This is a genomic window from Rathayibacter sp. VKM Ac-2805 (genome assembly GCF_009834265.1).
GTDB lineage: Bacteria > Actinomycetota > Actinomycetes > Actinomycetales > Microbacteriaceae > Rathayibacter.
The window spans coordinates 2,547,542-2,573,582 of the sequence record NZ_CP047185.1 but is presented as its reverse complement, the minus strand read 5'-3'; the positions used below and the strand labels follow the sequence as shown (position 1 = coordinate 2,573,582).

The following is a 26,041-nucleotide window of genomic DNA, read 5'->3' as shown; positions in this document are numbered from 1 at the left end:
GCGCCGTTCGTGTCGCGTGTCGGACGGTGGGGGAGCCGCAGACGACGCTGCCGCCGCCCTGGAGGGGACGGCGGCAGCGTGCGGTGCAGGAGGAGGCTCAGGAGAGGCGCTCGCCCGACTCCGCGTCGAAGATGTGCACGCGGTGGTTCGCGGTCACGTACACGCGGTCGCCCGCGGTCGGGTGCACGCGGCCGTCGACGCGCGCGACGATGTCGGTGCGGCGGCCCTCGACCTCGGTGTGGCCGTAGAGGTAGCCGTCCGAGCCGAGCTCCTCGATGAGGTCGACCTCGATCGGCAGTCCGCCGGGCTGGGTCGAGACGGTGACGTCCTCGGGGCGCACGCCGAGCGTGACGACCTTCTGGCTCGTCTTCGCGAGCGCCTCGCGGGCGATCGGGAGGACGGTGTCGCCGAACTTGACGCCGCCGTCGGTGACGTCCGCGTGGAACAGGTTCATCGCGGGCGAGCCGATGAAGCCGGCCACGAAGACGTTGTTCGGGTTCTCGTACAGGTCGCGGGGCGAGCCGACCTGCTGGAGGAGGCCGTCCTTGAGGACCGCGATGCGGTCGCCCATGGTGAGCGCCTCGGTCTGGTCGTGGGTGACGTAGACCGTGGTGATGCCCAGGCGGCGCTGCAGCGTGCCGATCTGGGTGCGGGTGGACACGCGGAGCTTGGCGTCGAGGTTCGACAGCGGCTCGTCCATGAGGAAGACCTGGGGCTTGCGGACGATGGCGCGGCCCATCGCGACGCGCTGGCGCTGGCCACCGGAGAGCGCCTTCGGCTTGCGGTTCAGGTAGGGCTCGAGGTCGAGCATCTTCGCGGCCTCGAGGACCCGCGCGGCGCGCTCGTCCTTGTTCACGCCGGCGATCTTGAGCGCGAAGCCCATGTTCTCGGCGACGGACATGTGCGGGTAGAGCGCGTAGTTCTGGAAGACCATCGCGATGTCGCGGTCCTTCGGCGGAACGTCCGTGACGTTGCGGTCGCCGATGAGGATGCGGCCCTCGTTGACCTCTTCGAGGCCGGCGAGCATGCGCAGGGAGGTGGACTTGCCGCAGCCGGAGGGGCCGACGAGGACGAGGAACTCGCCGTCGCCCACCTCGAGGTTGAGCTTGTCGACGGAGGCGCGAGTGGCCCCGGGGTAGACGCGGGACGCGTGGTCGAAAGTTACGGACGCCATTGTTCTTGCTCCTTCACCGGCAGGTACGTGCCGGACGATCCGAGTGAATGGAAGTGATGGTCATCATCGCGTGGGCGACTCCGACCAACCGTCACAGTATGCCACGGGGCCGACAGTCGTCGGTCGGATACCGCGTATCCGTCGTTTGGAGGTTTCCCAGGGCTCGCGCGTAGGATTCCGGCGAGTCGCGCCCGGCGACCCCCTTCTTCCCCCTCTCTCATTCGGAGCGTTCTTGTCATGACCACCGGCGGAGCCAACGACCGTCTCTCGAAGAACCAGCGACGAGAGGCCGCCCGAGAGAAGGCGCGCCGCCTGCGCGAGCAGCAGAAGCGCCGCGACCGCGTGAGCCGCTTCGCCCTGCAGGGCGGGCTCGCCGCCGTCGTGATCGCGGTCGTCGTGATCGTGGTCTTCGCCGTCACCTCGAGCATCCGCCCCGCGGGCCCGGGCCCGGCGAACATGGCGAGCGACGGTGTCGTCATCGGCGAGAACATGGTCGCGCAGACGAGCGGTGCCGTCGCCGCCGACGGGACGCCCACCCCCAGCGCGCTCGACACCTCGGCCGGCACGGTCGACATCCGGGTCTACCTCGACTACCTCTGCCCCTACTGCGGCCAGTTCGAGAAGACCAACGGCGACCAGATCAAGGAGTGGGTGACCAGCGGTGCCGCGACGGTCGAGATCCACCCGATCGCCATCCTCACGACCCGCTCCAACGGAACCAAGTACTCGGAGCGCTCGGCCAACGCCGCCGCGTGCGTCGCGGACCGCTCGCCCGACTCCTTCTTCGACTTCAACTCCCTGCTGTTCGCCAACCAGCCGGCGGAGGGGACCGACGGACTCTCGGACGACCAGTTGAAGGACTACGCCTCGCAGGCGGGCGTCGAGGACACGGCGGCCGTGAACACCTGCATCGACGACCAGAGCTTCGTGAGCTGGGTCCGCGCCGCGACCGAGCGCGCCACATCGGGTCCGCTGCCCGGCACGGACGTGCCCGCTGTCACGGGCACCCCGACCGTCCTGGTCAACGGCGAGGCGTACTCGGGCTCGCTGACCGACCCGGACGCCTTCAGCTCCTTCGTGCTCTCGGCCGCCGCCGACTCCTACTCGTCGGCGACTCCCGCGCCCACCTCCTCCGAGACTCCGGCGCCGAGCGACACGCCCGCCTCGACCGAGACGCCCGCGTCAACCGAGGCCCCCGCGTCGACCGAGACCCCGGCTCCCGGCGATGCCCCGGTCTCCACCGAGGCTCCGGCCTCCTCCGAGCCGACTCCGGCCGCCGCGGGCTGAGCCCCGGACGCGCAGGAGCCCCGCTCATGCAGAAGGCCCCGACCGCACACAGCGGTCGGGGCCTTCTTCTCTCCTGAGCCGACGACGGGACTTGAACCCGTAACCGCCCGATTACAAGTCGGGTGCGCTACCAATTGCGCCACGTCGGCAGGTGCGCTCGCGCGCCCGGCCACCCTATCGCGGGCCCCGGATCCGCCCGGATCGGGGCCCACCGCGTCTCACGGTTCGAGGATGCTGAGGTGCCGCTCTGCGGGAGCGGGACGCTTGGGGCCGCCGATCTTCCCGTCGGGACGGCCGACGTAGAGCCAGCCGAGCAGCTCCTCGCCCTTCTCGAGGCGATGCGCCTTCCGCACGGCCTTGTCGCGCGTGTAGGAGCCGGTGCGCCAGAAGACACCCCAGCCCGCCTCGTCGAGCAGCAGGCTCAGGAGGTGGGCGACGCCCGAGGCGACGGCCTCCTGCTCCCAGGCCGGCACCTTCGACTTCTTGACGCTCACCACGACGGCCAGCAGCAGGGAGGCGCGGTGCGTCTTCTCGATGTACTTCCGCGGGTCCTTCTTCGCCCCCGAGGCGACCGCGAAGCTGCGGCCGACCCGGTCGCGGGCGGCGCCGCGGATCTCGATGACCCGCCACGGGCGCAGCGAGCTGTGATCGGCGAGGCGCGACGCCGCCGAGACGAACGCCGCGATCTCGTCGTGCCCCGGAGCCTCCGGCGTCACCTTCGAGCGCGAACGGCGCGCGAGGACGGCCTCGAGGACGGGGGAGGAGGACACGGTCACTCGCCCTCGGCCTGGAAGTTCAGGGCGATCGAGTTCATGCAGTAGCGGTCGCCGGTGGGCGTGCCGAACCCGTCGGGGAAGACGTGTCCCAGGTGGGATCCGCAGTTCGCGCAGCGGACCTCGGTGCGGACCATGCCGAGGGTGCTGTCCTCGATCAGCTGGACCGCGTCCGGGTTCACGGACTCGTAGAAGCTCGGCCAGCCGCAGCCGGAGTCGAACTTGGTGCCGCTCTTGAAGAGCTCGGCGCTGCAGGCGGCACAGGTGTAGAGGCCGGAGCGGTGCTCGTCGAGCAGCTCGCCGGTCCACGGGCGCTCGGTGGCCGCTTCGCGCAGGACCGCGTACTGGTCGCGGTCGAGCTCCTCGCGCCACTCGGCGTCGGACTTGTTCACGGAATACGACGACATGGGTCTCCCTCGGAATCCTCGTCAGTGTACGGGGGCGGTCGCGCCCCTCCACCTGGTCCAACCCCCGGGGCGACGGCTCCATTCCGCCTCCGCGGGCTGTGGAGGAGACTCCCCGCCTCCATGCCGCGACACGGTCACGAGGTGTTCGGAGCGCCTCCCCGGCGGCGGCCGTGGGCCTGCCTACCCTGGAGGGATGAGCAGGACGACGGACCCGAGACCGGGCACCGGTCTGTCCGAGCGCGAGCTGCGGGTGCTCGCCTTCGAGCGCGAGTGGACGGCCCGCTCCGGGGACAAGGACGACGCGATCCGCTCCCAGTTCGGACTGTCGGCCGCCCGCTACTATCAGGTGCTCAGCGCGGTGCTCGCCTCTCCGGCCGCCCTCGCGCACGACCCGATGCTCGTCACGCGGCTGCAGCGCATCCGCGACCAGCGCGCCGGCGCCCGCGCCTCGCGACGCCTCGGGCGCCTCGAGTAGACGAGCTGCTCGAGTCCACCAACGGAAGGCCGGCCGTACCCCCGATGTCGAACACGCACCCGAGAGACCGCTTCGACGAGGTCCCGGCGACGGAGGCGCGCGTCGGCGCCCACCGCCGGCCGCCGGCCCCTCACGCCCGCGCGGTCGCCCTCGCCTGGGCCGCGCTCGCCACCGGAGTCATCGTCCTGCTCGGCTTCATCGGGCTGCTGGTCATCGACGACCGGGTGCAGTTCACGGACGTCTTCACTCCGCCGACCGCGACCGCGGAGGCGACCCCGACCGCCGCCGCGACGCTCGATCCCGAGCTCGCCGTCGCCGTCCTCAACGGCACCGCCACCGTCGGACTCGCCGCCAGCGCCGGCGACGCCCTGACGACGGCCGGATGGAGCATCCCGACCGTCGCGAACGCGAACACCGAGGACATCGCCGCCACGACCGTCTACTACACCGACCCGGCGCTCGAGGGAGCGGCCCTCGGTCTCGTCGACTCGCTCGGAACGGGGACCGTCCTGCTCTCGCAGGACTTCGTCGAGACGGGCTCCGTCGTCGTGGTCCTGGGGGCCGATTACGCCTCCGAGCAGGGCTGATCGGGGCCCTCTGTTACGGGCACGTTTCCTCCGTGTTGAATCCCGGGCAACTCTTCCCCGCGAGGCCCTTTCCAGCCCCTCCCGGGGCCGATAGCCGGATTAGTATTCCTGACCAGGCACCAGCACATCGCTCGTGCCGCGGGCATCACAGCACTGGGGAGTACAGAGATGGCGAACGGAACCGTCAAGTGGTTCAACGCTGAGAAGGGCTACGGCTTCATCACGGTCGACGGCGGCGGACAGGACGTCTTCGTCCACTACTCCGCGATCGACATGTCGGGGTACAAGGTCCTCGAGGAGGGGCAGCAGGTCGCGTTCGAGGTCGGCACGGGGTCGAAGGGCCCCCAGGCCGAATCGGTCCGCCCGGCCTGACCGCCGAGCCTCCCGGGAGCCGTCGTCCGCCTCGTGCGGGCGGCGGCTCCTTCGTGTCGGAGCGCGTGCCGGTCGCTTGCACTCGTCCACCGCGAGTGCCAGAATCGACCTTGGCACTCGCTCCGGTCGAGTGCCAGCACAGACATTTCACGACGTCCGGGAGGGACGAGAAACACACATGGCCAAGATCATTGCTTTTGACGAAGAAGCCCGCCGCGGCCTCGAGCGTGGACTCAACACTCTGGCCGACGCGGTCAAGGTGACCCTCGGCCCGCGCGGCCGCAACGTCGTCCTCGAGAAGAAGTGGGGCGCTCCCACCATCACGAACGACGGCGTCTCCATCGCCAAGGAGATCGAGCTCGACGAGCCGTACGAGAAGATCGGCGCCGAGCTCGTCAAGGAGGTCGCCAAGAAGACCGACGACGTCGCCGGCGACGGAACCACCACCGCGACCGTCCTCGCTCAGGCGCTCGTCCGCGAGGGCCTGCGCAACGTCGCGGCCGGCGCCGACCCGATCAGCCTCAAGAAGGGCATCGAGAAGGCCGTCAAGGCCGTCACCGCCGAGCTCATCGCCGGCGCGAAGGCGATCGAGACCAAGGAGGAGATCGCGGCGACCGCCTCCATCTCCGCCGCGGACCCCGAGATCGGCGCGATCATCGCCGAGGCGATCGACAAGGTCGGCAAGGAGGGCGTCGTCACCGTCGAGGAGTCGAACACCTTCGGCACCGAGCTCGAGCTCACCGAGGGCATGCGCTTCGACAAGGGCTACCTGTCGCAGTACTTCGTGACCGACCCCGACCGCCAGGAGGCGGTGTTCGAGGACCCCTACATCCTCATCGTCAACTCCAAGGTCTCGAACATCAAGGACCTGCTCCCGGTCGTCGACAAGGTGATCCAGGCGGGCAAGCAGCTGCTGATCATCGCCGAGGACGTCGACGGCGAGGCGCTGGCGACCCTGGTCGTCAACAAGATCCGCGGCATCTTCAAGTCGGTCGCCGTCAAGGCCCCGGGCTTCGGTGACCGTCGCAAGGCGCAGCTCCAGGACATCGCGATCCTCACCGGTGGCCAGGTCATCTCCGAGGAGGTCGGCCTCAAGCTCGAGAACGTCACCCTCGACCTGCTCGGCTCGGCCCGCAAGGTCGTCATCACCAAGGACGAGACCACGATCGTCGAGGGTGCCGGCGACGCCGAGGCCATCGCCGGCCGCGTCGCGCAGATCCGCGGCGAGATCGAGAACACCGACAGCGACTACGACCGCGAGAAGCTCCAGGAGCGCCTCGCGAAGCTCGCCGGCGGCGTCGCGGTCATCAAGGCCGGAGCGGCGACCGAGGTCGAGCTCAAGGAGCGCAAGCACCGCATCGAGGACGCCGTCCGCAACGCGAAGGCCGCCGTCGAGGAGGGCATCGTCGCCGGTGGTGGCGTCGCCCTCATCCAGGCCGGCAAGCTCGCCTTCGAGAAGCTCGAGCTCGTCGGAGACGAGGCGACCGGCGCGAACATCGTCAAGGTCGCCATCGACGCTCCGCTCAAGCAGATCGCCCTCAACGCGGGCATGGAGCCCGGCGTCGTCGCTGCGAAGGTCCGCGAGCTGCCCACCGGACACGGCCTCAACGCCGCGACCGGCGAGTACGTCGACCTCATCGCCGCGGGCATCATCGACCCGGTCAAGGTCACGCGCTCCGCTCTGCAGAACGCGGCGTCGATCGCCGGTCTCTTCCTCACCACGGAGGCCGTCGTCGCCGACAAGCCCGAGAAGAACCCGGTCGCCGCGGGCGGCGACCCCACCGGAGGCATGGACTTCTAGTCCGGCCCCCCACCACGCAGAAGGCGGTTCCCCTCCGGGGGAGCCGCCTTCGGCGTTTCCGGAGGCATCCGAGCGAGCAGCGGGCGACCGAACCGGCAGGTGGTCCTGGATCCGCTCCGCGACCACGACGGCGGTCCTCCTGCGGTGGCACCGCCCTCCGCGCCGCCTCGGTCTCCTCGGCGGACACCGGCACCAGAAGCGCGTGGAGTGCGCCGGTGCGGGTCGCGACGTCCGGGGTCGGGGCGGAGATGTCGTCGGCCGAACGGATGCGGACGCGACTCCGCAGGATCCGGCGACGCGGCACCCGTCGAGCGTCGGGTCTCATCTCCAGCGGTCCGGGCGGGCTCGCCGCCCGTTGGTCCCCAAGAGGAGAGAGTGAGCCGTGCGCGGCCGTGCACTCCGGGTGCGCGAGGTCACGGTCGCCCCGGCCGGATCGATCCGTGCCTCTCGCGGACGTCGACGGGAGAGCTCGGACCGAAGGGGCCCCGAGGAAAGACGGACCGCGGTGCGGATCAGACCGAGGCGGGGGAGGTCTCGCCGTTCTGGCCGACTGTGAGCAGCGGCAGCGCGACGCGGAACGTCGCGCCTCCGCCCGGCGTCTCGACGACGTCCACGCGGCCCTTGTGCGCGGCGACGATCGAGGAGACGATCGCCAACCCGAGGCCGCTGCCGCCGGTCTCGCGGGTCCGCGAGGTGTCCGCACGCCAGAAGCGCTGGAAGATCTTCTCGCGGATCTGCGGCGGGATGCCCTCGCCGTGATCGATGACCTCCAGCAGGGCGAGGCGGCGGGAGCGGTCGACGGCGACGCCGATCTCGATCGGAGTGTCCTCGGGCGTGTAGCGGACGGCGTTGCCGATCAGGTTCGTCAGGACCTGGCGGATCTTGTTCTCCTCCGCCATCACCATCGCGGGCACGCCCGGCTCCTCGGGGGCGGTGGCGGTGCCGGCGGCGATCTCCTCGGCGTTGACCCGGCGCGGACGCCGGCGGAATCGGGCGAGCCTCGCTCCTGCCGCGGCGATCGGGCCGGTGAGCCCGGGGTTCGTCAGCTCCATGGTCTGAGTGGCGGAGGCGCCGGCCTCGTCGGGCTCGAGCGCGGGCGTCTCCACGGGGGTGTCGTCGCGGGTCTCGACGCCGAAGTCGCGGTCGGGCCAGGAGGCCATCGCGTCCATCGCGGCGTCGCGGGCGAGCGGCATCAGATCGACGGGCGCGAGTGCGAGAGGCTTCGTCTCGTCGAGGCGGGCGAGCTCGAGGAGGTCCTCGACCAGGCCGCCCATCCGGATCGCCTCCTTCTCGATGCGCTCCATCGCCTGGCCGACGGCCTCGGGCGTCTGCAGAGCGCCCATCCGGTACAGCTCGGCGTAGCCGCGGACCGAGACCAGCGGGGTGCGCAGCTCGTGGCTGGCGTCGCCGACGAAGCGGCGCATCTGGTCGATCGTGCGGGCGCGGTCGCGGAAGGCGGAGTCGATCCGCCCGAGCATCGCGTTCAGGGAGCGGTTGAGGCGTCCGACCTCGGTGTTGGGTGTCGTGCCGTCCAGGCGCTGGCTGAAGTCGCCGTCCGCGATGGCGGCAGCGGTCTGCTCGACCTCGCGCAGCGGGGCGAAGGTGGTGGTGACCAGCAGGCGGGTGAGGAGTGCGCCGATCACGACGATCGCGACTCCGAAGCCGAGGAAGATCGTGAGGTACGTCGTCATGATGACGTCGACGCTGCGGGTCGACACCGCGAGCAGGAGCGTCTGGTACTCGGTGCCCCTCGTGAACACCGTCGACATGACGTGGTACTCGACCTTGCCGTTGGAGCTCCAGATCTCCATCGGCTTGTCGCCGCCCTGCAGCGCCTGCTCGAGGGTGAAGGTCTGCGGGAAGGCAGGATCGGCCGCGCCGGACGCGTTCGTGTTGTCGAGCGTGCCGTACTGGTCGTAGACGGCGCCGAAGTCGGCCTTGGACTCATCGATCGCGGCGAGGTCGTTGACGGAGAGATCGCTCGCCGTCCGCTGGACCTGGTCGGCCAGCTGCGCGTCGAGCTGGGCGACGAGCTGCGGCTTCAGCATCGTCATCGTCCCGATCCCCGAGACGAGGAGTCCCAGCGTGAGCAGGAGGACCGTGACCGCGGTGATCTTGGTGCGCAACGAGATGGAGTTCCACCGCTCGGCCAGACCCTGGTGCATGGCGGTGGAACTCCCTCGGGATCGGCGGGCGCCGCGCCTCCGGCGGGAGGTGGCGCCGAGGTGGCGGAGGCTAGGCCTTCGCGACCTTCAGCATGTATCCGAATCCTCGCTTGGTCTGGATGAGCGATTCCTCCGAATGCGTGTCGAGCTTACGTCGCAGGTACGAGATGTAGGACTCGACGATGCCCGCATCGCCGTTGAAGTCGTACTCCCAGACGTGGTCGAGGATCTGCGCCTTGCTGAGCACCCGGTTCGGGTTGAGCATCAGGTAGCGGAGCAGCTTGAACTCGGTGGGGCTGAGCTCCACCGGCTCGTCGCCGACGAGGACCTCGTGCGTGTCCTGGTCCATCGTCAGCTCGCCGGCCCGGATGACCGCGTCCTCCTCGGCGTGCATGGTGCGGCGGAGGATCGCCTTGATGCGCGCGACGATCTCGTCGAGGCTGAACGGCTTCGTGACGTAGTCGTCACCGCCGACGGTGAGGCCCGTGATCTTGTCCTCGGTGTCGTCCTTCGCCGTGAGGAAGAGGATGGGGGAGGTGTACCCGGCCGAGCGGAGGCGCTTGGTCACGCCGAACCCGTTCATATCGGGGAGCATCACGTCGAGGATGATCAGGTCCGGCTCCTCCTCGAGGACCGCCGAGATGGCCTGGGCCCCGTTGCCGACCGCACGCACGGCGAAGCCGGCGAAGCGGAGGCTCGTGGTGAGCAGGTCTCTGATGTTGGGCTCGTCGTCGACGATGAGAATGCGGGGTCCGTCCATGCAGGACAGTATCTGGCCGTCGGCTGTACGGAGTCTGGGAGTCGGTTGTCCGGGCGCTCGGTGCAGGCTCGGCGGCGGGGAACGCCGGATCGGAGGCGGTGCGGCAGGAGGAGAGCGCGTCCGATCAGGACTGCGCGCGGCGGCGCCGGACCCCCACGATGAGCATCGCGATCATCATGAGGAACGCGATGGGCAGGCCCACCAGCGGCACGGCGAAGACGAACTGCCAGAACGGGCCGGCGTACTCGCGGATCCCGAGCGCGGGGGCGACCAGGATCGCGAGGAACGCGAGGACCGTCACGACGATGATCGCGATGAACATGTAGGCGAGCGTGCGCTCCGCGCGTCCGACGCCCGCCGGCTCCTGTGGCTTCACCCGTCAAGGATAGGGCGGCCCCGGTCGACTAAACTGATGGCTGCTTCATTTCCAGGAGGGGTCTGCATGCCTACCGGCAAGGTCAAGTTCTACGACGAGGAGAAGGGCTTCGGCTTCATCAGCACTGATGACGGCCAGGAGGTCTTCCTGCACGCTTCCGCGCTGCCCTCCGGGACCGCGGTCAAGGCCGGCACCCGCCTCGAGTTCGGCATCGCCGACGGCAAGCGCGGGGCGCAGGCGCTCTCGGCGCGCGTCCTCGACGCTCCGCCGAGCCTGGTGAAGCTCAACCGGAAGTCCGCGGACGACATGTCCGTGATCGTGGAGGACACGGTCAAGCTGCTCGACGGGATCGGCGCCGGGCTCAAGCGCGGCCGCTACCCCGACAAGGCGCACGGGCGCACGATCGCGGCGCTCCTGCGCCGGGTTGCGGACGAGCTGGATGCCTGACGCCGACGACACGACCGACGAGCAGGGCCCGGTCGAGGAGACCGTCGCCGCTCCGACCCCGGAGGACGCTCGCGTGGAGCAGTCCTCGGAAGAGGGCGACTCCGGCGAGCCGGACACGACTCCTGCCGAGGAGGACTCCTCCGCCGAGGACGAGAGCGGAGCCGACGAGGAGATCGCCGCTGACGAGGCGGCTCCTGTCGACGAGGCTCCCTCCGGCGAGGGTGAGAGCGACGCCGCCCTCCCGGTGACCGAGGCTCCTGGCGAGGACTCCGCCTCTGCGGAGGAGACTCCTCCGGCCGACGATGTCGCCGCTGAGGTGAGGGCTCCCGGCGCGGACACGGATTCTGCTGCCGTGCCGACTCCTGCTGAGGACGCGGCTCCTGCTGACGCTGCGGTTCCTGCTGACGACGCGGTTCCGGCCGGGGACGCGGGAGCACCTGAGGACTCGGCTCCTGCTCAGGACACGGTTCCTGCTGACGGCTCGGCTCGTGCTGAGGACGCGACTTCTGCTGAGGTCGCGGCGCTTGCTGAGGACGCGACTTCTGCTGAGTACTCCGGTCCCGTCATCGCCGAACCTTCCGAGGCCGACGACGACGCTTCCCCGGGGGAGGCGGACGAGGCCGCCGCGGACGAGGCTCTCGAGCCCGTCTACGAGGCGGACGCCGTGCTTGCCGGGTCTCTCGATGTCGCGCGCGCCGCGCTCGCCGAGATCGCCCCCGAGGGGACGATCGGCGAGCTGGTCACGACTCTGGCGCAGGGCGAGCACGTCGTGTCGCTGCAGTTCGCGAACCTCATGCGCGGGTACCCGGGTTGGCTGTGGACGGCGACGCTGTCCCGGATCGACGAGACCGAGGACGTGAACGTCCTGGAGGTCGAGCTGCTGCCGGGCGAGGGCGCGGTCCTCGCTCCGGACTGGGTGCCGTGGTCCGTGCGTCTCGCCGACTACCAGACCGCGCAGGACGCGCTCGGCGAGGAGGTCGAGGACGCGGACGACGACCAGCTCGAGGACGCCGAGGAAGACGACCTCGACGACGAGTCGGACGACGACTCCGACGAGGACGAGGACGCGGGCGACGACGACGACTCGGATGACGACGACGACTCGGACGACGATTCCGACGGCGACGACTCGGACGAGGACGACGACGACGACCCGGACGACGACTCCGACGACGAGGACTCCGACGACGTCGAGCCCGAGCCCGCCCCCGCCCCGACGACCCGTCGCCATCGACGTCGCCGCTGATCCGGTCCGGCGCCGCCCGATGAGCATCGACTCCGACACCCGCATCGCTTATCCCGACGGCGCCGTGCGCTCCTCCGGACGCGTGCAGCACGTGGGCCGGCTGCAGGACGGCCGCTGGGCGGTCGTCCTCGATGCGACCGCCGCTCACCCCGTCGACCCGACCTGGCCCGACCAGGGGCCCGACCGCGGCGCGCTGGTCGTGGCGGGGGAGCGGCATCCCCTCATCGACTGCCGCATCGGGGCGTGGCAGGGCGGCGAGCTGCACGTCGGCGAGCGGCTCCCGGCGCGGCTCGGCACTCCGGAGTGGAGCTTCGTCGTCGTCCACATCGTCGACGACGCCTCCTCATTCCACGTGGACGACGAGGTCGACGTCGAGGTCGACGCGGACCACCGGCACGAGCTCTCCCGCGGGCACACCGCCTGCCACCTCGCCTCCCTCGCCCTCAACGCCGCTCTGGCCTCGTTCTGGTCGAAGCCGGCGCGCACCGACGCCCTGAGCAACCCGGACTTCGACCAGGCGGCGATCCAGACCTCGCGGATCCGCGAGTCCGGCTCCACCGACGTCTACCGCCTCGGCAAGTCCCTCCGACGCAGCGGGATGGACACCGCCCGCCTGCTGGCGGAGATCCTCGAGGTGCAGGAGCGGGTGAACGCCCTCCTCGCCGAGTGGATCGCCTCGGACGCGGAGGTGCGCATCGAGCGCGACGACGACCTCCTCAGCACGCGGCGGACATGGCGCTGCACCCTCCCCGCGGGGGACGCCGCGATCGCGTGCGGCGGCACCCACGTCGAGCGCCTCGGCGAGTTCACCGGCCTGCGCGTCCGTCTCGAGTCCGAGGCCGACGGCACCGGACTCCGGATGGAGACCGACGCGGTCTAGCGGCGGTTGCGGCTGTAGAACAGCCCGATCGTGCCGAGGACCAGTCCGATCACGACGGTCGACAGGACGACCGGCTCGATGACGGCTCCGACGGCCGTCGCCACGAGCACGGCCACGAGCGCGACCGCCCAGACGACGCACCCGACCAGCAGAGCCGTCGCGTCGTCGCTCGCGTAGGGCGGCGGCGCGGGCCGCCGCTCCTCCTCGCGCAGCCACAGCCGCATGGCGTGCCTCAGACCGCCAGGCGCTCGAGGACGTGGTCGATGCAGCCGAGCAGCGAGCGGACGTCGTCCGGCTCGATCGCGACGAACGTCGCCACGCGCAGCTGGTTGCGGCCGAGCTTGCGGTACGGCTCCGTGTCGACGATCCCGTTCGCGCGGAGGATCTTCGCGACGAGAGCGGCATCGACGGAGGCGTCGAAGTCGACGGTCGCGACGACCTGGGAGCGGTGCTCGGGCATCTCGACGAACGGGGTGGCGAGGCTCGAGGCCTCGGCCCAGTCGTAGATCGCGGAGGAGGACTCGGCCGTGCGCGCCGACGCCCAGGCCAGGCCGCCGGAGGCGTTCATCCACTCGAGCTGCGACTCCATCAGCAGGAGGGTCGAGAGCGCCGGAGTGTTCAGCGTCTGGTTCAGGCGCGAGTTGTCGACGGCGTTCTTGAGGCTGAGGAACTCGGGGATGTAGCGGCCGCTCGCCGCGATGCGCTCGATCCGCTCGATCGCGGCGGGGGAGAAGAGGCCGAACCAGAGTCCGCCGTCGGAGGCGAAGTTCTTCTGCGGGGCGAAGTAGTAGACGTCGGCCTCGGCGATGTCGACGTCGATGCCGCCCGCCGCGCTGGTGGCGTCGATGACGGTGAGCGCGCCCTCGTCGCCGCGGACCCGGCGGACCGGGGCCATCACTCCGGTGCTCGTCTCGTTGTGGGGCCACGCGTACACGTCGATCCCCTCGACGATCTCGACCTCGCTCCGGGACCCCGCGGTGGCGGAGACGACGTGGGCCGGCTCGAGGAACGGCGCGGAGGCGGCGGCCGCGAACTTCTGTCCGAACTCGCCGAACGTGAGGTTCTCGGCGCGGCGCTCGATGAGGGAGAAGGCCGCGGCGTCCCAGAAGGCGGTCGAGCCGCCGTTGCCCAGCAGGACCTCGTAGCCGTCGGGGATGCGGAACAGCGTGGCGAGATGCTCGCGCACGCGCCCGACGAGGTCCTTGACGGGCGCCTGGCGGTGCGAGGTCCCGAGGAGGTGCGCGCCCTGCGTCGCGAGGTGGGCGAGCTGGTCGTGCCGCACCTTGGACGGGCCGCAGCCGAACCGTCCGTCGTGGGGGAGCAGCTCGCGAGGAATGGTGAGGTCCGGCATGCGTTAATACTAGGGTTCCCGGCCCGCACCCCTCCTCCGAGCGACGGAGGCCTGCGTCGCGCCGCAGCGCCGATGCTGCGTCGTGGCGACCACTAGGGTGGAGCGCGCCGAGACGGGAAGGCTGAGATGACGGATCTGATCGACACCACCGAGATGTACCTGCGCACCATCCTCGAGCTCGAGGAGGAGAACATCATCCCGCTGCGCGCGCGCATCTCGGAGCGGCTCAGCCACTCCGGGCCGACCGTGTCGCAGACCGTCGGTCGCATGGAGCGCGACGGCCTCGTCGTCGTCTCGGGCGACCGCCACCTCGAGCTCACCTCCGACGGCCGCCGCAAGGCGATCCACGTCATGCGCAAGCACCGCCTCGCCGAGCGGCTCCTCCACGACGTCATCAAGCTCGACTGGGAGTTCGTGCACGAGGAGGCCTGCCGCTGGGAGCACGTGATGAGCGAGCAGGTCGAGCGCCGCCTCCTCGAGATGCTCGACCACCCGACCGAGTCGCCCTACGGCAACCCGATCCCGGGCCTGGACGAGCTCGGCGACACCCCCGCCTCCCGCTTCGCCGACGGCGTCATCAGCCTGCCGCGCTTCGTCGCCGGGTCGAGCGAGCCCCGCCGCGGCGTCGTCCGACGCCTCGGCGAGCCGGCGCAGGTCGATCCGGAGCTCCTCCTCCAGCTCAAGCAGGCCGGGGTCGTGCCCGGTGCCGAGGGCGAGTTCTCGGCCCTCAACGGCTACGTGCTCGCGCGCATCGACGGAGCCGAGGCGGGCATCGAGCTGCCCAACGAGGTCGCGGCGCACATCTTCCTCGTCGTCTGACCCGCGCCTCCCTGGGAGTGGACCGTACGGGCCCTTACCGCATCCGGTGATCGGAGGCGAACGGGAGAGCGGTCTCTTCCCGCCGAGAAGGTGACAAATCGGTAACGGTCGCTTACGCTCTGTGGAGCCCTGCGGCCGAGCCTCGGTCCCAGGGCGCGGGATCCGACGCCCCCACACCCGTCTCGGATCCTGTGCACACCGATGCTTCGTGCATGAGACGGGACAGCTGCCTGGGCTGAGGGGACGTCGGAGGATCTCCCCCTTGCCCCAGAACCCCCTCACCCCGAACGAGGACGCCGGCTCACCCGACCGGTTCCGCTCCAACCACCCCGACCGCTCCGGCGACGCGACCTTCGAGAACCGGCCCCCGGTCATCCGCGCCCGGATCCACGGGGACGCACCCGTCTCCCGTCGCGCCGTTCCCGCAGCTCCTGCCCGCCGCGCGGACATCACCGACTTCGTGCCGTCGCCGGCCGGGACCCCGCGCAAGCGCCGAGGCCGTGTCGTCGGCAAGGTCGCGATGGTCGGCTTCGCCGGCGCGCTGGTCGCGACCATGGCGCTCCCCGCCTACGCCTTCACTCCGGGCAGCCAGGACGACGGCCTGTTCGCGGCGTCGCGAGCCGACCTCCTCCGCCAGGGCTCCGCGCAGACCGTCGCCGTCGACGGCGGAGTGGTGCAGGCCGCGATCGCCCGCGACGGCTTCTCGGCCGAGGCGGCGCCCCCGCCGCCCGCACCGGAGCCCGAGCCCGTCGTGGTGGCCGAGCCTGTCGTCGACACGAGCGACGTCGCCGAGGCGCGCGCCGAGACCGCCGAGGAGTTCAACTCCTACTCCGGCGCCTCGGCCAGCGAGATCGCGGCCGCCGCCCCGACCACCAGCTACAGCCTCTCGGCGGTGTTCAATACGGCGATGCAGTACCAGGGCGTGCCCTACGTCTTCGGTGGAGCCGACCCGAGCGGCTTCGACTGCTCCGGCTTCGTGATGTACGTCTTCGCCCAGTACGGCATCTCGATGCCGCACTCGGCCGCGGGCCAGGGCGCCATGGGCACCCCCGTCTCGCTCGCCGACGCGCAGCCCGGCGACCTCGTCATCATGGACGGCCACGACGGCTTCTACGCGGGCAACGGCAACATCCTGCACGCGCCGTACGAGGGCGCGAGCGTCCGCGTGCAGCCGCTGTGGACCTCCGACTACCGGATCGTGCGCATCAACGGCTGACCCGGTCGATCCGCTCGAGAGCCCGTCCCCTCCTGGAGGGGGCGGGCTCTCGTCGTCCCGCCGTGTGAACGCCGCGTGACGAATCCGGACCGACCCCTGGTGTTCCGGGCGTGAAGGGTTAACCTGAACCCCAGTCCGCTCGCGTGGCGAGCGGATCGATTCGTCGAGGGACGGAGTGCCGGGATGGCCGAGCGGAGCGGGCGCCACAGCGTGGGGCTGCGCTCGCGCGTGCGGCCGGCCGATTCGATACGCGCGCGGGTCCTCACCGCGGCGGTGCACTCGTCCGACACGCGGATACGACTCCACGTCATCGCGCGGCACTCCGCCGCGGCCTCGCAGGGCGCCGTCATCACGACGGCGCCCTTGCTCGTGGTCGCGGCGCCTTCGCGTGACGGCGTGCGACAGCACGGAGGTCACTGATGCGCACTCTGGTTCTCAACGCCGGCTACGAGCCGCTCGCGGTGGTGTCGTTCAAGCGGGCCCTGGTCCTGCTGATGACGGAGAAGGCGACCGTGATCGCCGCGGACGAGGGCAATCCGGTGCACAGCGCGCACGGCGACCACGTGCGGCCCTCGGTGATCGTGCTGACCCGGTACGTGCGCATCCCGAGCGGCCGGAGTGTGCCGGTATCGCGCCGGGGCGTGCTCCGCCGGGACAACCACCGCTGCGGCTACTGCGGTCAGCACGCGGCGACGATCGACCACATCCAGCCCAAGTCGCGCGGGGGCCGGGACACGTGGGAGAACCTCGTCGCCTGCTGCCAGCGCTGCAACAACGTCAAGAGCGACCGCACCCCGCACGAGATGGGATGGCGTCTGCGCACCGTCCCCCGGATGCCGCGCGCCGGCTCCTGGCTCGTGCGCGGCGCGGAGCGGACGCAGCCCGACTGGGACGACTACCTGGCTCCCGCAGCCTGACGCTGCGGAGTCGGCATCGCCCCCGCGGATATCCGATGACGACGTTCCGCCGTTCGAGTGGACGCGGTGCGAGGGGCGGGCTCGGCAAGGCGGAGGAGGAAGCGATACCGGCGGTATCGCGCCTGACGACAACGCCGCTGAGGCCGTCCCTCGCGCCGCGTCATTCGTTGTCGTTGCCGGTGCTCTGGCTGGCGTTGCCGGAGCGCTCGCCGGCCCAGGTCCAGTTCGCGACCTCGGGGATGTCCTCGCCGTGCTCGCGGGTGTAGGCGCGGGCGCGGATGCGGGCGTCCTGCATCTCCTGGCGGAGACCGGCGGCGCGGGCGCCGAGGCCGGGGGTCCGGTCGATGACGTCGATCACCAGCGAGTAGCGGTCGAGGTCGTTGAGCATCACCATGTCGAACGGAGTGGTGGTGGTGCCGTTCTCCTTGTACCCGCGCACGTGCAGGTTGCCGTGGCCGGTCCGCTTGTAGGTCAGGCGGTGGATGAGCCACGGATAGCCGTGGTAGGCGAACACGATCGGGCGGTCGGGAGTGAAGATGGCGTCGAACTCGCGGTCGGAGAGGCCGTGCGGGTGCTCCGACTCCGACATCAGGCGCATCAGATCGACCACGTTGACCGTGCGGATCGCGAGATCCGGCAGCGTCTCGCGGAGGATGCTCACCGCCGCGAGGGTCTCGAGGGTCGGCACGTCGCCCGCGCAGGCGAGCACGACGTCCGGGGACTCGCCCTGCCGCTCGCTGCTCGCCCACTCCAGGATGCCGAGTCCGCGCGTGCAGTGGGTGACCGCCTCCGCCATCGTGAGCCACTGGGGCGAGGGCTGCTTGCCGGCGACGACCACGTTGACGTAGTCCACGCTCCGGAGGCAGTGGTCGTAGGTCGAGAGGAGCGTGTTCGCGTCGAAGGGCAGGTAGACGCGCACGACCTCGGGCTTCTTGTTGACGACGTGGTCGATGAAGCCCGGGTCCTGGTGGCTGAAGCCGTTGTGGTCCTGGCGCCAGACGTGGCTCGACAGCAGGTAGTTGAGGCTCGCGATCGGGCGGCGCCACTCGATGTCGCGGGTGCCGTCCAGCCACTTCGCGTGCTGGTTGAACATCGAGTCGATGATGTGGATGAACGCCTCGTAGCAGGTGAAGAGCCCGTGGCGGCCGGTGAGCAGGTAGCCCTCCAGCCAGCCCTGGCACTGGTGCTCCGAGAGCACCTCCATGACCCGCCCGGCGCGGGCCAGGTGGTCGTCGAGGGGGCTGAGCTCGGCGTCCCACTGCTTGTCGGTGGCGGCGTAGACGGACTGCAGCCGGTTGCTCGCGACCTCGTCCGGCCCGAAGAGGCGGAAGTTGGTCGGGTTGGCGCGGATGACGTCGGCGAGCCATTCGCCGAGCACCTTCGTCGCCTCCGCGACGGTGCCACCCGGCTGCTCCACGACGACCTCGTAGCGGCGGAAGTCGGGCAGGTCGAGGGTCTGCCGCAGCAGCCCGCCGTTCGCGTGCGGGGTCGCGCTCATCCGCAGCTCGCCCTCGGGGGCCAGCGAGCGGACGCGGTCGACCACGCCGCCCTCCTCGGTGAAGAGCTCCTCGGGCCGGTAGGAGCGGAGCCAGTCCTCGAGGAGCCGGGTGTGCGCCTCGGTGTCGCGGGCGTTGGGCAGCGGAACCTGGTGCGAGCGGTAGGTGCCCTCCACCTGGACGCCGTCGATCTCGGTCGGGCAGGTCCAGCCCTTCGGGGTCTTCAGCACGATCATCGGCCAGGCCGGGCGTGAGAGGTCGCCGGCTGCGGCGCGCTCCTTGATCGCCGCGATGCGGTCGAGCACCGTGTCCAGGACGTCGGCGAACCGCTCGTGCACGCGCATCGGGTCCTCGCCGTCGAAGCCGCCCTCGACGAGGAACGGCTCGTGGCCGTAGCCCCGGAGGAGGCTGTCGAGCTCCTCCTGCGGGATGCGGGCGAGGACGGTCGGGTTCGCGATCTTCCAGCCGTTGAGGTGCAGGATCGGCAGGACGACCCCGTCGGTGAGCGGGTTCACGAACTTGTTGGAGTGCCAGCTGGTGGCGAGCGGGCCGGTCTCGGCCTCGCCGTCGCCGACGACCGCCGCGACCAGGAGGTCCGGGTTGTCGAAAGCCGCTCCGTACGCGTGGCTCAGCGCGTAGCCGAGCTCTCCGCCCTCGTGGATGCTGCCCGGGGTCTCGGGGGCGGCGTGGCTGGGGATGCCCCCGGGGAAGCTGAACTGGCGGAAGAGGCGGCGCAGCCCCTCCTCCGACTCGTCGATGTGGGAGTAGATCTCGCTGTAGGTGCCGTCGAGGTAGGCGTTGGCGACCATGCCCGGTCCGCCGTGGCCGGGGCCGGTGATGTAGAGGGTCGGCTGGCGGCGCTCGCGGATCGCGCGGTTCAGGTGCGCGTAGATCAGGTTGAGGCCGGGGGTGGTGCCCCAGTGGCCGAGCAGGCGGGGCTTGATGTCCTCCCGGCTCAGCGGGGTCTTCAGGAGCGGGTTCGCGAGCAGGTAGATCTGCCCGACCGCGAGGTAGTTCGCGGCGCGCCACCAGGCGTCGACCGTGTCGAGAGTGTCCTGGGTCAGCTCGACGTCGCCGGGTCGCGCGATCCAGCTGTGCTCGGGGACGGGCAGGAGGGACGGAGCGGGGGAGTCGGCCATGTGCTCACGCTGGCATCCGGACGCCCGGGGCGGAAGGGCCTTGCAGGCCCGGTTCCGGAGGGGGTCAGCCGCGCGGCGTCGCCCGGCGGAGGACCAGCGAGCCGACCGCCGTCAGGAGCGCGGCGGGGACGAGGAGCAGAGCGGCGGCTCCGGCGGTGCCCGCGCTCTCGAGGACGTCCACCACGACCGGCCGGCCGCCGGCGAGAGCGACGACGACGACCACCGCGAGTGCCGCCGCTCCGAGGACGAGGAGGAAGGCCGTCACTCCGCGCTCCCGCCAGCGGAGGAAGACCGCGCCCGCTGCTCCGCCGAGGGCGAAGGCGGTGAGGAGCGAGCAGAGCAGGACGACGAAGCGCTCGTGCCACGGACCGTCGAGGGGGGAGGCGAGGAAGAGAGCGCCGCCCAGCCACCAGCCCCCGGTGGCCTCCTCGATCGCCCCGAGGACCACGACGATCGCCGACCAGAGCACGGACAGCGCCGCGAAGGCGAGGGCGCTGCCGAGGACGTGGTCGCGCCGGGTCGCTCCGTAGCTCAGCGCCAGCCCGAAGGTGGCGGTCGTGGCCTGGATGGAGCCGATGAAGAGGAAGACGACGATCAGCATCCCCGGCCCCACGAGGAGGATGCCGGAGTCACCGCCGCCCCGCTCGGCCCCGATCCCGCGGAGGACGAGCCACCAGATCACGAGGTTGCCGGCGAGGACGGCGAGCAGGACGAGCAGCGGCCAGCCGAGGACCGTCCCGGGGTGGGCGAGGTGGAGCCTCAGAACGGAGAGGATCCTCCGCGGGGAGGCGGAGCGGCGGGCGGCGGCGGTCATGGTCGGTCCTTCCGGATCGGGGGCGGTGGTGTCAGCTGCTGCGCGGGGTGGCGCGGCGGAGGATCGCCCAGCCCGCGACTCCGGCGATCGCGGTCGGGATGAGCGAGAGGGCGTAGCCGCCCGCGTATCCGACGCTCCCGAAGAAGGAGCCGACGGCGGGCCAGTTCTCGGTGAGCGTGAGGAGGGTGATCACGGCCAGCAGGAGGGCGCCGAGGATACCGAAGAAGAGCAGCATCCCGCGCTGGCGCCAGCGCACGTAGACCGCCGCCGTCGCCGCTCCGATGAAGAAGAAGAAGAGCAGGGCGCAGAGCACCGCGACAGCCTGCTCGCCCACGGAGTCCCCGCCGAAGTAGATCGAGCGGAAGAAGCTGCCGCCGAAGCCCCAGCCGTCGGTCGCCCGCTCCACGATCCCGAGGACCACGAAGACGCCGGTGTAGAAGACCGAGAGGGCGACGAAGGTGAGGGCCGTGCCGAGGGAGAAGTCGCGGCGGGTGGCGCCGTAGCCGAGGGCGAGGCCGAAGGTGACGTTCACCGACTGGACGGCCACGACCATCATGTAGACGAAGAGGAAGAAGGACGCACCGGAGTAGGTCATCCCCTCCTGCGCCTCGAGGCGCTCGCCGGAGTCGAGCCCGCGGAGGATCAGCCACCAGACGACCAGGTTGCCCGACAGGATGACGGCCGTGATGATCAGCGGCGTGTAGAGGATGGTGGCGGGGTTCGCGAAGTGCAGGCGGACGATGCTGCCGAGGCGGCCGGCGGCGGTGTCGTGGCGCGCGGGGGCGCCGGTGACGGCGGTCATTCCGAGGCCTTCCCGGTGGTGAGCTGGACGACGAGCTGCTGGAGGGGGACGGACTCGAGCTCGAGCCCGTGGCGGGCGGCGGAGGCGCGGCCCGCGTCGTCGAGCCGGGGGAGCGTGGCCGAGGCGCGGCTGCCGAGAGCGGAGCGGGCGATGACCTCGCGGCCGGCGGTGAACGACTCGACGGCCTGCCGGGGTCCGATGACCGTCGCCGCGGCACCCCGCAGCTCCTCCGCGTCGCTGTCCACGACGAGGCGGCCCTGGTCGATGACGAGGACGTGCTCGAGCAGACTGCTGACCTCGTCGATGAGGTGGGTGGAGAGGACGACCGTGCGCGGGTGCTCGGCGAAGTCCTGGAGGAGGCGGTCGTAGAACAGCTGCCGGGCGACGGCGTCCAGCCCCAGGTACGGCTCGTCGAAGAACGTGAGCGGGGCGCGGGAGGCGAGACCGACGATCACTCCGATCGCCGAGAGCTGTCCGCGGGAGAGCTTCTTGATCTTGCGGTCGACCGGGAGGCGGAAGTCCTCGACGAGCTCGCGGGCGAACGCCTCGTCCCAGCCGTCGAAGAACCAGGGAGCGCTGCGCAGGACGTGCTTCACCTTGAAGTCGTCCGGGTACTTCTGGCTTTCCTTGATGAAGCAGGTGCGGGAGAGGACGGCGGCGTTCTCCACAGGCGACTGCCCGAAGACGCGGATCTCGCCCGAGCTGGCGAACTCCTGGCCGGTGAGCAGCGACATCAGCGTCGTCTTGCCCGCGCCGTTGCGGCCGAGGAGGCCGTGGATGCGGTTCTCCTCCAGCGCGAAGCCGATGCCGTCGACGGCGCGCATGCGTCCGTAGTGCTTGGTGAGGTCGTGGACCTCGATGACCGCGCTCATCGCGATCTCCCTTCTGTGATCATGTCGGCGAGCTGCTCGGTGCTGAGGCCGAGCTTGGCGGCCTCGGCGAGCAGCGGAGCGACGAACTGGTCGCGGAACTGCGTGCGGCGCTTCTCGACCAGCCGGTCGCGCGCCCCCTCGGCGACGAACATGCCGATCCCCCTCTTCTTGTAGAGCACCCCGTCGTCGACGAGCAGGTTCACGCCCTTGCCGGCGGTGGCCGGGTTGATGCGGTGGAACGCGGCGAACTCGTTGGTCGACGGGACCTGCGACTCCTCCGGCAGCGCGCCGTCGATGATGTCGTTCTCGATCTGCTCGGCGATCTGCAGGAAGAGAGGGCGGGAGTCGTCCACGCGGGCTCCTTCGGTGCTGGGTTGGGTGGTTGGTTGGTGTTGTAATTAACCATGGAGCCCGCAGGTGCCGGTGTCAAGAGGTGCGAGCCGCTCCCTCGGCGCGACGAGGCCGCGGTGCGCTTCCCGGGCAGGCGGTGAAGGCCGAACCGCGCTTCGCGGGCGGCGGGGCCCGGCGGGTACACTGGCTCGGCCAGCCTCTGTAGCTCAATGGAAGAGCGACTCCGTCCTAAGGAGCAGGTTGGGGGTTCGAGTCCCTCCAGGGGCACCACAGTGCGCGATCGGGATACCGCCGCCGTTGCTCCGTTCCACGCCACGGTCCGGTACTGCTCAGCGATCCGGGCTTTGCTTGTCGAGGCGCCGACGGTTCCAGTCCTCGACAGTCCTGCCCGGGTGGGAACTCCTGTCCGGCAGGGACGCACGGCCGCAGAGCCTCCTCATGGGTCCTCGGCAGCGAGGCGCCGCGGGTCCATCGGGAACGGCTCTGAACGGAGCCGCGAGAACGTCCCCTGGGATCGGAGGGGCCGTCGACGCAGAGAGGGAACGGGGTCGTCGACGTGATCACCACTGCCGCGGTCGTCGGAGGTCTTCTCGTGGGTCTGCTCTTCGGTCGAGCGCGCACACCGAGGTTCCGCGGCGGTCTGCACCTGCTCGCTGCTGCGGCCCTCGCCGTCCTCGTCCTGAGCCTCGCCGTCCAGCGGGACGCGTTCGCGAACAGCTGGCTCGCGGGATCCAGTGCGCTGCTCGCGTCGGCCGGTCACACGGCGGCCGTCTGCAGGCGGTGGCTGCCGGAGCTCGGGATCCCCTTCCTCGGCTGGATGTGGCGGGCCGTCCTCCACCCGCGGTACGTGCGCGATCTGCTCGAACAGGCGGAGTGCGGGGAGGGGATCCCGGAGCGACATCGGCGTCGGTGACCGCTCACGGCCTTCTGAGGGCGTCTCGCGGGTCTTCACCCAGGCTGCCTCGCCATGATCGAGGCTGGTACTCGACGGAAGGTTCTCTGTGAGCATGTTCAAGCGCGTTCTCGGCATGGCGTCGAAGGCGCTCGATTCGAAGACCGGCTCGGGGTCCGCCTCGGGCGGGACGACCGACTGGCGCGACCTGGTGCGGACCGCCGCCGACAAGGTGACGGGCGACTCGCGGAGCGGGCAGGCTCAGCCGCCCCAGCAGTTCGGCTCGCCGCAGCGCCCCTCCGCGCGACCCCAGGACGCCCGGCCCGGGCAGCAGCCTGTGGTCACGCAGGAGGACCGCGCGGCGATCGCCCGCTACGACTACCTCCTCCGCACCGCCGACCCCGAGCAGCTCGAGCAGGTGCACCGCGACGCGTTCGCGAAGCTGACGCCGGCGCAGCGCGCCCAGGTCGAGGCGCGGCTCCGCGACGAGCTGCCCGCGAACGAGCAGCCGCGGTCCTCCGCCCCCGACGACCTGGCACGGGCGGCGACGCGCGGCGAGGCGAACAACCCCGGGTTCCTCAAGAAGATGTTCTCGAAGCCGGGGACGCGCGGTGCGCTCGCGGGCGCGGGCGTCGGAGCGGCGGCGGGCATCGGGCTCGGCGCGGCCGGCGGACTGCTCGCGGCAGTCGCGGGCGGAGCCGTGATCAGCAGCGTCGCGGGACCGCTGCTCGCCCAGGCCTCCGGGCTCGGAGTGGACTTCGAGAACCTCGCTGGCGGCTTCGGCGATCTCGGCGATTTCGGCGACATCACCGGCGGCGCGGGGGAGTTCGTGTCAGGAGCCGGCGAGCACGTCTCCGGCCTCGGCGAGCAGGTGTCCGAGTTCGGCTCCGACTTCCAGTTGCCGGGGCTCGGCGATCTCGGCAACTTCTTCGACCGCTAGGCGCCGGCCTCCGCCGTCACGCGGCGGCGGAGGAACCGCGAGGCGATGGCGGTCGCGAGCCCGCCGAGGAGCAGCACAGCTCCGACGATCGCGACGGCCGTTATCGACCAGTCGGGCAGGTCGACCACCGTCGTGCCGTCGAGCAGCGTCCACTCGCAGGCGGCGCCGAGCGGCCACCACGACCAGAAGCCGCGGATGAGCTCACCGGCCTCGGGCGGGACGCCGCCGAGGCTGACGCTGCAGACGTAGTCGAAGCCCTGACGGTCGATGTTCGCGTACTGCAGAGGCACGAGTGCGAGCGCGGCCAGGCCGGCGACGGCGAGGACGAGGCCGGCGATCAGGGCGAGATGGGCGGCCGTGAGGCGCTTCTTTACCGGTGTCGAGGCGGGGGCGGGCGGCGTCTCGGTCATCATCCGATGGTGTCATGCGCGCGGAAGGGCCGGGCGGGGGTGCGCAACTACGGCTGAGACGCGTGAATCGGTCTGATTCAGCGCTTCGCGAGAAAGTCAGCATCCGGTGCGCAGGAGTCGCCGGTGTGCTGCCGTGACCGGATGCCGTCACCAGCGTCCGCCGACCGCCCGCAGCGCGACGGCCAGCATCCCGGCCAGCGCCACTAGGACGGTCGCGATGACGAAGATCCCGGACGAGTAGCCCTCGACCATCAGCGGCAGCACTGCTCCGAGGACGGTCCCGACCTGCGTCACGGCCATGTATGCGCTGGCGCCCGCGCCGACTCCGCCCCTGCTCGTTCGACCGAGCAGGACCAGACCCGTGCTCTGGAAGCCGACGCCCACCACGGCGTAGAGCACCTGAGCCAGCAGCAGCACCGGATAGGTGGTCGCGAGGAGCAGGAGCGAGAACGATCCGACCCCGAAGAGGGCGATCACGACGAGAGTGACGGCGCTTCCGCGGGTCGCGCTGAGCCGGCCGAGCAGAGGCAGCGCGGCCAACTCCAGTAGAGCCGATATCAGGAACAAAGGAGGCACCTCAGCAGGGCGGAGCCCGGACGAGACAGCGAACAGCGGCAGATAGATCCCCCGAAGGGTGTCGGCCGACTTGAGAAGCGCCACGAGGACAAGCGCAGTGAAGAACGCTCCGCTTCTCGCTCGAGGCGTTCCGACTTCTCCGCCATCGTGCTCGCGCGGGAACGCGCGTCCAGCGAATGGTCTGCAGGTCGCACCGATCATCGTGATGCCGCCGAACACGGAGGCGATCAAGAGAGGATCGAGCCCGAGCGCGGACACGGCCGAGTAGATGACGAGGCCGAGGATGTATCCGCCGACCGTCATCAGCCGAAGATGCGTGACCGCGGCGACCTGTTCGTCGTTACTCAGCTGCGCGGCGACGCGGCCGAAGATCTGCGGGACGATCGTGCTGACGAGGAGCAGGAGAACGCCGCTCAGCATGACGAGCACGAATGTACCTGCGGTCGCGCGCAGTGCAAGGAGGGCGACCGGGACGGCTGCGCAGGTCAGGACCAATGCGCTGCGCGGGTACCCGTGATGGCGAACTGTAGGGACGAGCAGGGTGTTGTAGACGATGGCGGCGGCCGCGTTGACGAGAAAGAACACGGCGATCTCGCCCTTTGAGTGACCGGCCGAGTCGAGGGAGACGGGAACGGCTACGCTCGTGAGGCCTCCGATGGTCGCGTTGCTCAGCAGGGTCAGGGCGACGGATAGTGG

Annotated in this window: 28 protein-coding genes and 2 tRNA genes; 14 read left to right on the top strand and 16 right to left on the bottom strand. The window is 70.7% G+C overall.

Translation table 11 applies throughout. From position 1 onward, the window contains the following. Window positions 1-97: 97 nt before the first annotated feature. Window positions 98-1,174 carry a sn-glycerol-3-phosphate ABC transporter ATP-binding protein UgpC gene (gene ugpC, locus GSU40_RS11975; RefSeq protein ID WP_104224593.1) on the bottom strand — a complete coding sequence of 359 codons (1,077 nt, stop codon included), beginning with the start codon at window positions 1,172-1,174 and terminating at the stop codon, window positions 98-100. A gap of 237 nt (window positions 1,175-1,411) precedes the next feature. On the opposite strand from ugpC, the gene GSU40_RS11970 reads away from it, so the two are divergent. After that, a complete protein-coding gene (locus GSU40_RS11970) occupies window positions 1,412-2,461 on the top strand; it encodes a thioredoxin domain-containing protein (RefSeq protein ID WP_159939113.1) in 1,050 nt (349 codons plus the stop codon). Window positions 2,462-2,537: 76 nt separating this feature from the next. On the opposite strand, the gene GSU40_RS11965 is transcribed toward GSU40_RS11970, so the two are convergent. The 3 genes from GSU40_RS11965 to msrB all read right to left on the bottom strand — a co-directional run bounded on the left by GSU40_RS11965 (window position 2,538) and on the right by msrB (window position 3,641). Then, a tRNA-Thr gene (locus GSU40_RS11965) sits at window positions 2,538-2,610 on the bottom strand. A gap of 69 nt (window positions 2,611-2,679) precedes the next feature. Beyond that, window positions 2,680-3,237: a nitroreductase family protein gene (locus GSU40_RS11960; protein WP_104226480.1), complete on the bottom strand. Its 558-nt coding sequence runs from the start codon at window positions 3,235-3,237 to the stop codon at window positions 2,680-2,682. Then, window positions 3,234-3,641: a peptide-methionine (R)-S-oxide reductase MsrB gene (gene msrB / locus GSU40_RS11955; RefSeq protein WP_104224596.1), complete on the bottom strand. Its 408-nt coding sequence runs from the start codon at window positions 3,639-3,641 to the stop codon at window positions 3,234-3,236. Before msrB ends, GSU40_RS11960 begins: the two co-directional genes overlap by 4 nt. A gap of 193 nt (window positions 3,642-3,834) precedes the next feature. On the opposite strand from msrB, the gene GSU40_RS11950 reads away from it, so the two are divergent. The 4 genes from GSU40_RS11950 (at window position 3,835) to groL (ending at window position 6,876) form a co-directional block, all read left to right on the top strand. Further along, window positions 3,835-4,116: a DUF3263 domain-containing protein gene (locus GSU40_RS11950; RefSeq protein ID WP_104224597.1), complete on the top strand. Its 282-nt coding sequence runs from the start codon at window positions 3,835-3,837 to the stop codon at window positions 4,114-4,116. A gap of 44 nt (window positions 4,117-4,160) precedes the next feature. Continuing rightward, window positions 4,161-4,703: a LytR C-terminal domain-containing protein gene (locus GSU40_RS11945; protein ID WP_160035123.1), complete on the top strand. Its 543-nt coding sequence runs from the start codon at window positions 4,161-4,163 to the stop codon at window positions 4,701-4,703. Window positions 4,704-4,871: 168 nt separating this feature from the next. Further along, window positions 4,872-5,075, top strand: coding sequence for a cold-shock protein (locus tag GSU40_RS11940; protein ID WP_104224599.1), 204 nt, complete (start codon window positions 4,872-4,874; stop codon window positions 5,073-5,075). A gap of 178 nt (window positions 5,076-5,253) precedes the next feature. Continuing rightward, window positions 5,254-6,876, top strand: coding sequence for a chaperonin GroEL (gene groL, locus GSU40_RS11935; protein ID WP_104224600.1), 1,623 nt, complete (start codon window positions 5,254-5,256; stop codon window positions 6,874-6,876). Window positions 6,877-7,388: 512 nt separating this feature from the next. Here groL and GSU40_RS11930 read toward each other — a convergent pair. The 3 genes from GSU40_RS11930 to GSU40_RS11920 all read right to left on the bottom strand — a co-directional run bounded on the left by GSU40_RS11930 (window position 7,389) and on the right by GSU40_RS11920 (window position 10,177). Continuing rightward, window positions 7,389-9,041: a HAMP domain-containing sensor histidine kinase gene (locus GSU40_RS11930; protein ID WP_104224601.1), complete on the bottom strand. Its 1,653-nt coding sequence runs from the start codon at window positions 9,039-9,041 to the stop codon at window positions 7,389-7,391. Between the two features lie 70 nt (window positions 9,042-9,111). Then, the gene (locus GSU40_RS11925) at window positions 9,112-9,801 is read right to left on the bottom strand and encodes a response regulator transcription factor (protein ID WP_055787731.1); all 690 of its coding nucleotides are present in this window, start codon (window positions 9,799-9,801) and stop codon (window positions 9,112-9,114) included. Window positions 9,802-9,925: 124 nt separating this feature from the next. Next, window positions 9,926-10,177: a hypothetical protein gene (locus tag GSU40_RS11920; protein ID WP_244229474.1), complete on the bottom strand. Its 252-nt coding sequence runs from the start codon at window positions 10,175-10,177 to the stop codon at window positions 9,926-9,928. A gap of 66 nt (window positions 10,178-10,243) precedes the next feature. On the opposite strand from GSU40_RS11920, the gene GSU40_RS11915 reads away from it, so the two are divergent. Genes GSU40_RS11915 through GSU40_RS11905 form a run of 3 tightly spaced genes read left to right on the top strand, consistent with a single transcriptional unit; the run spans window position 10,244 to window position 12,750 of the window. Further along, a complete protein-coding gene (locus GSU40_RS11915) occupies window positions 10,244-10,624 on the top strand; it encodes a cold shock domain-containing protein (protein ID WP_104224602.1) in 381 nt (126 codons plus the stop codon). Next, entirely contained in the window at window positions 10,617-11,870 is a 1,254-nt protein-coding gene (locus GSU40_RS11910; RefSeq protein ID WP_160035121.1) for a DUF3027 domain-containing protein, read from the top strand. The genes GSU40_RS11915 and GSU40_RS11910 overlap by 8 nt, the downstream gene beginning before the upstream one ends. A gap of 19 nt (window positions 11,871-11,889) precedes the next feature. Then, window positions 11,890-12,750, top strand: a complete 861-nt coding sequence (locus GSU40_RS11905; RefSeq protein ID WP_160035119.1) for a metal-dependent hydrolase — start codon at window positions 11,890-11,892, stop codon at window positions 12,748-12,750. Here the strand turns inward: GSU40_RS11905 and GSU40_RS11900 are convergent. After that, on the bottom strand, window positions 12,747-12,974 hold the full coding sequence (locus tag GSU40_RS11900) for a DUF2530 domain-containing protein (RefSeq protein ID WP_104224604.1): 228 nt from the start codon (window positions 12,972-12,974) through the stop codon (window positions 12,747-12,749). The two genes, GSU40_RS11905 and GSU40_RS11900, sit on opposite strands and share 4 nt — an antisense overlap. A gap of 8 nt (window positions 12,975-12,982) precedes the next feature. Further along, the gene (gene serC, locus GSU40_RS11895) at window positions 12,983-14,101 is read right to left on the bottom strand and encodes a phosphoserine transaminase (RefSeq protein WP_160035117.1); all 1,119 of its coding nucleotides are present in this window, start codon (window positions 14,099-14,101) and stop codon (window positions 12,983-12,985) included. A gap of 126 nt (window positions 14,102-14,227) precedes the next feature. On the opposite strand from serC, the gene GSU40_RS11890 reads away from it, so the two are divergent. The 3 genes from GSU40_RS11890 (at window position 14,228) to GSU40_RS11880 (ending at window position 17,053) form a co-directional block, all read left to right on the top strand. Further along, complete coding sequence (locus GSU40_RS11890; protein WP_104224606.1) at window positions 14,228-14,920, top strand: metal-dependent transcriptional regulator; 693 nt, start codon at window positions 14,228-14,230, stop codon at window positions 14,918-14,920. Window positions 14,921-15,182: 262 nt separating this feature from the next. Further along, entirely contained in the window at window positions 15,183-16,136 is a 954-nt protein-coding gene (locus GSU40_RS11885) for a C40 family peptidase (RefSeq protein WP_244229473.1), read from the top strand. Window positions 16,137-16,555: 419 nt separating this feature from the next. Further along, on the top strand, window positions 16,556-17,053 hold the full coding sequence (locus tag GSU40_RS11880; RefSeq protein WP_104224608.1) for an HNH endonuclease: 498 nt from the start codon (window positions 16,556-16,558) through the stop codon (window positions 17,051-17,053). 160 nt (window positions 17,054-17,213) lie between these two features. Here GSU40_RS11880 and GSU40_RS11875 read toward each other — a convergent pair whose 3' ends face one another. The 5 genes from GSU40_RS11875 to GSU40_RS11855 all read right to left on the bottom strand — a co-directional run bounded on the left by GSU40_RS11875 (window position 17,214) and on the right by GSU40_RS11855 (window position 22,529). Continuing rightward, window positions 17,214-19,688 carry a phosphoketolase family protein gene (locus tag GSU40_RS11875; protein WP_160035115.1) on the bottom strand — a complete coding sequence of 825 codons (2,475 nt, stop codon included), beginning with the start codon at window positions 19,686-19,688 and terminating at the stop codon, window positions 17,214-17,216. Window positions 19,689-19,752: 64 nt separating this feature from the next. After that, on the bottom strand, window positions 19,753-20,502 hold the full coding sequence (locus GSU40_RS11870) for a hypothetical protein (protein ID WP_160035113.1): 750 nt from the start codon (window positions 20,500-20,502) through the stop codon (window positions 19,753-19,755). A 31-nt stretch (window positions 20,503-20,533) separates the two neighbouring features. Beyond that, on the bottom strand, window positions 20,534-21,304 hold the full coding sequence (locus GSU40_RS11865) for an ABC transporter permease (RefSeq protein WP_159939117.1): 771 nt from the start codon (window positions 21,302-21,304) through the stop codon (window positions 20,534-20,536). After that, on the bottom strand, window positions 21,301-22,176 hold the full coding sequence (locus tag GSU40_RS11860) for an ABC transporter ATP-binding protein (protein WP_104224612.1): 876 nt from the start codon (window positions 22,174-22,176) through the stop codon (window positions 21,301-21,303). Before GSU40_RS11860 ends, GSU40_RS11865 begins: the two co-directional genes overlap by 4 nt. Continuing rightward, window positions 22,173-22,529 carry a GntR family transcriptional regulator gene (locus GSU40_RS11855; protein WP_160035111.1) on the bottom strand — a complete coding sequence of 119 codons (357 nt, stop codon included), beginning with the start codon at window positions 22,527-22,529 and terminating at the stop codon, window positions 22,173-22,175. The genes GSU40_RS11860 and GSU40_RS11855 overlap by 4 nt, the downstream gene beginning before the upstream one ends. Window positions 22,530-22,722: 193 nt before the next feature. Between GSU40_RS11855 and GSU40_RS11850 the strand changes: the two genes are divergently transcribed. The 3 genes from GSU40_RS11850 (at window position 22,723) to GSU40_RS11840 (ending at window position 24,359) form a co-directional block, all read left to right on the top strand. Beyond that, window positions 22,723-22,797: transfer RNA gene (locus tag GSU40_RS11850), tRNA-Arg, on the top strand. Between the two features lie 286 nt (window positions 22,798-23,083). Beyond that, on the top strand, window positions 23,084-23,440 hold the full coding sequence (locus tag GSU40_RS11845) for a hypothetical protein (protein ID WP_159915175.1): 357 nt from the start codon (window positions 23,084-23,086) through the stop codon (window positions 23,438-23,440). A gap of 94 nt (window positions 23,441-23,534) precedes the next feature. Then, window positions 23,535-24,359 carry a hypothetical protein gene (locus GSU40_RS11840; protein ID WP_244229472.1) on the top strand — a complete coding sequence of 275 codons (825 nt, stop codon included), beginning with the start codon at window positions 23,535-23,537 and terminating at the stop codon, window positions 24,357-24,359. Here GSU40_RS11840 and GSU40_RS11835 read toward each other — a convergent pair. Then, a complete protein-coding gene (locus GSU40_RS11835) occupies window positions 24,356-24,769 on the bottom strand; it encodes a hypothetical protein (protein ID WP_160035107.1) in 414 nt (137 codons plus the stop codon). The two genes, GSU40_RS11840 and GSU40_RS11835, sit on opposite strands and share 4 nt — an antisense overlap. 147 nt (window positions 24,770-24,916) lie before the next feature. Next, a complete protein-coding gene (locus GSU40_RS11830; protein WP_160035105.1) occupies window positions 24,917-25,930 on the bottom strand; it encodes a hypothetical protein in 1,014 nt (337 codons plus the stop codon). Between the last annotated feature and the right edge of the window lie 111 nt (window positions 25,931-26,041).

Coding starts and splice junctions, on each gene's coding strand:
- GSU40_RS11875 (WP_160035115.1), bottom strand. CDS start 19,688: ATGGCCGACTCCCCCGCTCCGTCCCTCCTGCCCGTCCCCGAGCACAGC.
- GSU40_RS11925 (WP_055787731.1), bottom strand. CDS start 9,801: ATGGACGGACCCCGCATTCTCATCGTCGACGACGAGCCCAACATCAGA.
- serC (WP_160035117.1), bottom strand. CDS start 14,101: ATGCCGGACCTCACCATTCCTCGCGAGCTGCTCCCCCACGACGGACGG.
- GSU40_RS11870 (WP_160035113.1), bottom strand. CDS start 20,502: ATGACCGCCGCCGCCCGCCGCTCCGCCTCCCCGCGGAGGATCCTCTCC.
- GSU40_RS11905 (WP_160035119.1), top strand. CDS start 11,890: ATGAGCATCGACTCCGACACCCGCATCGCTTATCCCGACGGCGCCGTG.
- GSU40_RS11880 (WP_104224608.1), top strand. CDS start 16,556: ATGCGCACTCTGGTTCTCAACGCCGGCTACGAGCCGCTCGCGGTGGTG.
- GSU40_RS11970 (WP_159939113.1), top strand. CDS start 1,412: ATGACCACCGGCGGAGCCAACGACCGTCTCTCGAAGAACCAGCGACGA.
- GSU40_RS11910 (WP_160035121.1), top strand. CDS start 10,617: ATGCCTGACGCCGACGACACGACCGACGAGCAGGGCCCGGTCGAGGAG.
- GSU40_RS11860 (WP_104224612.1), bottom strand. CDS start 22,176: ATGAGCGCGGTCATCGAGGTCCACGACCTCACCAAGCACTACGGACGC.
- GSU40_RS11840 (WP_244229472.1), top strand. CDS start 23,535: ATGTTCAAGCGCGTTCTCGGCATGGCGTCGAAGGCGCTCGATTCGAAG.
- msrB (WP_104224596.1), bottom strand. CDS start 3,641: ATGTCGTCGTATTCCGTGAACAAGTCCGACGCCGAGTGGCGCGAGGAG.
- GSU40_RS11945 (WP_160035123.1), top strand. CDS start 4,161: ATGTCGAACACGCACCCGAGAGACCGCTTCGACGAGGTCCCGGCGACG.
- GSU40_RS11900 (WP_104224604.1), bottom strand. CDS start 12,974: ATGCGGCTGTGGCTGCGCGAGGAGGAGCGGCGGCCCGCGCCGCCGCCC.
- GSU40_RS11835 (WP_160035107.1), bottom strand. CDS start 24,769: ATGACCGAGACGCCGCCCGCCCCCGCCTCGACACCGGTAAAGAAGCGC.
- GSU40_RS11915 (WP_104224602.1), top strand. CDS start 10,244: ATGCCTACCGGCAAGGTCAAGTTCTACGACGAGGAGAAGGGCTTCGGC.
- GSU40_RS11930 (WP_104224601.1), bottom strand. CDS start 9,041: ATGCACCAGGGTCTGGCCGAGCGGTGGAACTCCATCTCGTTGCGCACC.
- GSU40_RS11865 (WP_159939117.1), bottom strand. CDS start 21,304: ATGACCGCCGTCACCGGCGCCCCCGCGCGCCACGACACCGCCGCCGGC.
- GSU40_RS11890 (WP_104224606.1), top strand. CDS start 14,228: ATGACGGATCTGATCGACACCACCGAGATGTACCTGCGCACCATCCTC.
- GSU40_RS11950 (WP_104224597.1), top strand. CDS start 3,835: ATGAGCAGGACGACGGACCCGAGACCGGGCACCGGTCTGTCCGAGCGC.
- GSU40_RS11940 (WP_104224599.1), top strand. CDS start 4,872: ATGGCGAACGGAACCGTCAAGTGGTTCAACGCTGAGAAGGGCTACGGC.
- ugpC (WP_104224593.1), bottom strand. CDS start 1,174: ATGGCGTCCGTAACTTTCGACCACGCGTCCCGCGTCTACCCCGGGGCC.
- groL (WP_104224600.1), top strand. CDS start 5,254: ATGGCCAAGATCATTGCTTTTGACGAAGAAGCCCGCCGCGGCCTCGAG.